This window comes from Kitasatospora sp. NPDC091257 (assembly GCF_044757675.1).
Taxonomy (GTDB): domain Bacteria; phylum Actinomycetota; class Actinomycetes; order Streptomycetales; family Streptomycetaceae; genus Kitasatospora; species Kitasatospora lactacystinica.
In genome coordinates this window covers 1-3236 of sequence record NZ_JBIVVI010001054.1, presented here as the reverse complement: position 1 = coordinate 3236, position 3236 = coordinate 1, and the positions used below count along the sequence as shown (strand labels likewise).

Sequence of the window (3236 nt, the reverse complement as noted above, 5' to 3'; positions counted from 1 at the left end):
GGTGTCGACGGGCGCCCCGGCCCCGGCCCGGTCACGCTGGCCTTCGACCACGCCCGCATCCTCTCCGACGGCCTCGACCGGGTGCGCGCCAAGCTGGAGTACAGCCCGCTGGCCACCGCCTTCCTGCCGTACGACTTCACCATCCCCGACCTCCGCGCCGTCTACGAGGCGGTCTGGGACGAGAAGCTCCACCCCGGCAACTTCCACCGCAAGGTGCTGTCCGTGCCCGGCTTCGTCGAGAGCACCGGCGCCACCACCGAGCGCGGCGGCGCCCGCGGCGGCCCCCGCGCCCGCACCTACCACGCCGGCGACGCCCGCCTGCTGCACCCCGCGCTGCTCCGCCCCACCCGCGACGACCCGGCCGGCGCCGCCGGCGCCCCCTGAGGTCCGGCGGCCCACGGCAACGCCGTCGACCGACCGGGCTACCATCCGGCCATGACCACTGACGAAGCGACGACCGCCGCCGAAGCCCACCGGCCGTTCTCGCACTGCCACTTCTGCGGCACGCCCTACCCGCCCGGCACCCGCCTCTGGCCCCGCACCTGCCCCGGCTGCGCCGAGATCAGCTACCGCAACCCGCTGCCCGTCGCGGTCACCGTCCTCCCCGTCACCCGCCCCGACGCCGACCCGGCCCTGGTCGTCATCCGCCGCACCATCGAGCCCGGCCACGGCGAACTCGCCTTCCCCGGCGGCTACATGGACTACGGCGAGAGCTGGCAGCAGGCCTGCGTGCGCGAACTGCACGAGGAGACCGGCATCACCGCCGACCCGGCCGACGTCACCCTGATCCACACCGCCTCCGACCCCGCCGGCCGCTTCGTCGTGCTCTGCGGTCTGCTCCCGGCCCGCCCGCTCGCCGAGCTCCCGCCCTCGCGCCCCACCGACGAGACCGACGGCTGGCTGCTCGCCACCGCCGACACCGCGCTCGTCTGGGACTTCCACAAGGGTGTCCTGCGCCGCTGGTTCAGCGGCGAGTTCACCCCCCGCTGACCCCGGGCCCGCCCTGCGGCGCGGGCCCCCGGCCCCCACCGGCCGACCCTGGCGCGGCGGCCGATCACATGGCATGGTCTGCACCGACAGCCCAACCGGACGGGTCTGCCACGAGCCCTCCCGTCCCCACCACCGGCCGGGAGACCACCACCGTGAGCACCCCACCGCAGGACCAGCCGCTCTGGCGCCCCAACCCCGCTCGCGCCGCCGCCACCCCCCTGGTGGCCTTCCAGGCCTGGGCGGCCGAGCACCACGGCGCCCCGGCCGCCCCGCTCGCCCCGGCCGACGACGACCAGCAGGCCGCCCAGCTCTACGCCGACCTGCACGCCTGGTCCACCGAGGACCTCGACCGGTTCTGGACCGCGATCACCCAGTGGTTCGACGTCCGCTTCACCCAGGCCCCCGACGCCGTCCTCGCCGACCCCCGGATGCCCGACGCCTTCCTCGCCGACGAGACCCGCACCGGCTCCCAGTGGTTCCCCGGCGCCCGCCTGAACTACGCCGAGCACGTCCTGCGCCACTCCGAGGACCCGGCCAACGCCGACCGGCCCGCCATCCTCCACGTCGACGAGACGAGCGGCGACCCGGTCCCGACCACCTGGGCCGAACTGCGCCGCCAGGTCCTCTCCCTCGCCGCGGCCCTGCGCGCCCAGGGAATCGGCCCCCACGACCGGGTCGCCGCCTACCTGCCCAACATCCCGCAGGCCGTCGTCGCGCTCCTCGCCACCAACGCCGTCGGCGCCGTCTGGACCTCCTGCGCCCCCGACTTCGGCGCCCGCAGCGTGCTCGACCGCTTCCAGCAGCTCGAACCGGACGTCCTGATCGCCGTCGACGGCTACCACTACGGAGGCAAGGCCCACGACCGCACCGACGTCGTCGCCGAGCTGCGCCGCGAACTGCCCTCACTGCGCACCGTCGTCCACGTCCCGCTGCTCGGCGGCCCGGCCCCCGAAGGCGCCCTCGACTGGGCCGACCTGGTCTCCGACCGGGCCCCGGGAGCCGACGGCGAAGCGGAGTTCGCCCAGCTCCCGTTCGACCACCCGCTCTGGGTGCTCTACTCCTCCGGCACCACCGGCCTGCCCAAGCCGATCGTCCAGAGCCAGGGCGGCATCCTGGTCGAGCACCTCAAGCAGGTCGGCCTCCACCTCGGCCTCGCCCCGCAGGACCGCTTCTTCTGGTTCACCTCGACCGGCTGGATGATGTGGAACTTCCTGGTCGCCGGCCTCCTGGTCGGATCCACGATCGTCACCTACGACGGCAGCCCCGGCCACCCCGACGCCGGCGCCCTGTGGTCGGTCGCCGCCCGCACCGGCACCACCGTCTTCGGCACCTCCGCCGCCTACATCGGCGCCAGCCGCAAGGCCGAACTCCACCCCGGCCGCGAGCTCGACCTCTCCGCCGTCCGCTGCATCGGCACCACCGGCTCCCCGCTCCCGCCCGACGGCTTCCGCTGGATCTACGACGAGGTCAGTGAGGACGTCTGGCTCGCCTCGGTCAGCGGCGGCACCGACGTCTGCTCCTGCTTCGTCGGCGGCGTCCCGACCCTGCCGGTCCACCTCGGCGAGATCCAGGCCCCCTGCCTCGGCGCCGCCGTCGAGTCCTGGGACGTCCAGGGCCACCCGCACATCGACACCGTCGGCGAACTCGTCGTCACCAAGCCCCTCCCGTCCATGCCCACCGGCTTCTGGAACGACGACAAGGGCACCCGCTTCCACGACAGCTACTTCGACATGTACCCGGGCATCTGGCGCCACGGCGACTGGATCACCGTCACCTCCCGGGGCACCGTCGTCATCCACGGCCGCTCCGACTCCACCCTCAACCGCCAGGGCGTCCGGATGGGCTCCTCGGACATCTACGAGGTCGTCGAGCGCCTCCCCGAGATCGCCGAGTCCCTGGTCATCGGCCTGGAGGAGCCCGACGGCGGCTACTGGATGCCGCTGTTCGTCGTCCTCGCCCCCGGCGCGGAACTGAACGACGACCTGGTCGGCCGCATCCGCACCGCGCTGCGCACCGAACTCTCCCCGCGCCACGTGCCCGACGAGGTCATCGCCGTCGACGGCCTCCCGCACACCCTCACCGGCAAGCGGATCGAGGTCCCGGTCAAGCGCATCCTCTCCGGCACCCCGCTGGAGCAGGCCGTCAACCCCGGCTCCGTCGACCGCATCGAGCACCTGCGCTTCTTCGAGCAGCTCCGCCTCGACCGCCGGGCCTGACCGGCCCCGGGACGGACGAGAGGGGCGCCC

Annotated in this window: 3 protein-coding genes; all 3 read left to right on the top strand. The window is 74.2% G+C overall.

Annotated elements, in window-relative coordinates; translation table 11 throughout:
• A partial coding sequence (locus ACIQOV_RS34210) for an NrtR DNA-binding winged helix domain-containing protein (protein WP_401054690.1) occupies positions 1–384 on the top strand: 384 nt, incomplete at its 5' end.
• 51 nt (positions 385–435) lie between these two features.
• On the top strand, positions 436–990 hold the full coding sequence (locus tag ACIQOV_RS34205; protein ID WP_401054688.1) for an NUDIX domain-containing protein: 555 nt from the start codon (positions 436–438) through the stop codon (positions 988–990).
• A gap of 68 nt (positions 991–1058) precedes the next feature.
• On the top strand, positions 1059–3206 hold the full coding sequence (locus tag ACIQOV_RS34200) for an acetoacetate--CoA ligase (protein WP_401054686.1): 2148 nt from the start codon (positions 1059–1061) through the stop codon (positions 3204–3206).
• Positions 3207–3236: the final 30 nt, after the last annotated feature.